General features: G+C 45.6%; 1 pseudogene. It reads left to right on the top strand.

The window, feature by feature from the left end:
- Positions 1–1,192, top strand: a pseudogene (locus tag LPB89_RS21880) (hypothetical protein); the annotation flags it as partial.

Below are 1,192 nucleotides of genomic sequence, written 5' to 3'. Positions count from 1 at the left end.
TGCGATATTAGCAGCCAATGCTCCGGCAGGAATTTACCAACTGACGTATGAAATCTGTGAGTTGTTAAACCCAACCAATTGTAGTTCAAACCAAGTTCAAGTTACGATTAGCGCAGCATCAATCGACGCGGTTGCAGAAAACTTAGGTTCGATCGACGGAAATACAGGAGGCACGACAACAGTTTCATTAATTGCAGGTGACACCGTAAACGCAGCACAAGCTGTAATCGGAACAAATCCGGGAGACGTAAAATTAACCGTAACGACTCCGATACCGGCAGGACTGACCATCAATACAAACGGAACAGTAACAGTGGCTGCCAACACACCGGCAGGTACTTATAATTTAGAATATACCATCTGTGAGATCAACAATCCGGGGAATTGCGATACGGCGACTTCAATAGTTGTAGTTACAGCTCCATCAATTGACGCCGTTGCAGACAACCTAGGCTCAATCAACGGAAATGCAGGCGGAACCACAACAGTTTCCTTAATTGCAGGCGACACCGTAAACGCAGCACAAGCTGTAATCGGAACGAATCCGGGAGACGTAAAATTAACGGTAACCACTCCGATACCGGCAGGACTTACGATCAATTCAAATGGAACAGTTACAGTGGCGGCCAATACACCGGCAGGAAGTTATAATTTGGAATATACGATCTGTGAAATCAACAATCCGGGGAATTGCGATACGGCAACTTCAACAGTTGTAGTTACAGCACCATCAATTGACGCTGTTGCAGACAACCTAGGCTCAATCAACGGAAATGCAGGCGGCACCACAACAGTTTCATTAATTGCAGGTGATACCGTAAACACAGCACAAGCCGTAATCGGAACGAATTCTGGCGATGTAAAATTAACCGTAACGACTCCGATACAAGCAGGGCTGACTATCAATACAAACGGAACCGTTACAGTGGCGGCCAATACACCGGCAGGTACTTATAATTTAGAATATACCATCTGTGAAATCAATAATCCGGGCAACTGCGATACGGCGACTTCAACAGTTGTAGTTACAGCACCATCAATTGACGCTGTTGCAGACAACCTAGGTTCAATCAACGGAAATGCAGGCGGAACCACAACAGTTTCATTAATCGCAGGTGATACCGTAAACGCAGCACAAGCTGTAATCGGAACAAATCCTGGAGACGTAAAATTAACCGTAACGACTCCGATA

Source organism: Flavobacterium sp. ENC, assembly GCF_020991415.1.
In the GTDB taxonomy this organism is placed as follows: Bacteria; Bacteroidota; Bacteroidia; order Flavobacteriales; family Flavobacteriaceae; genus Flavobacterium.
This window is presented reverse-complemented; position numbering and strand designations above follow the sequence as displayed.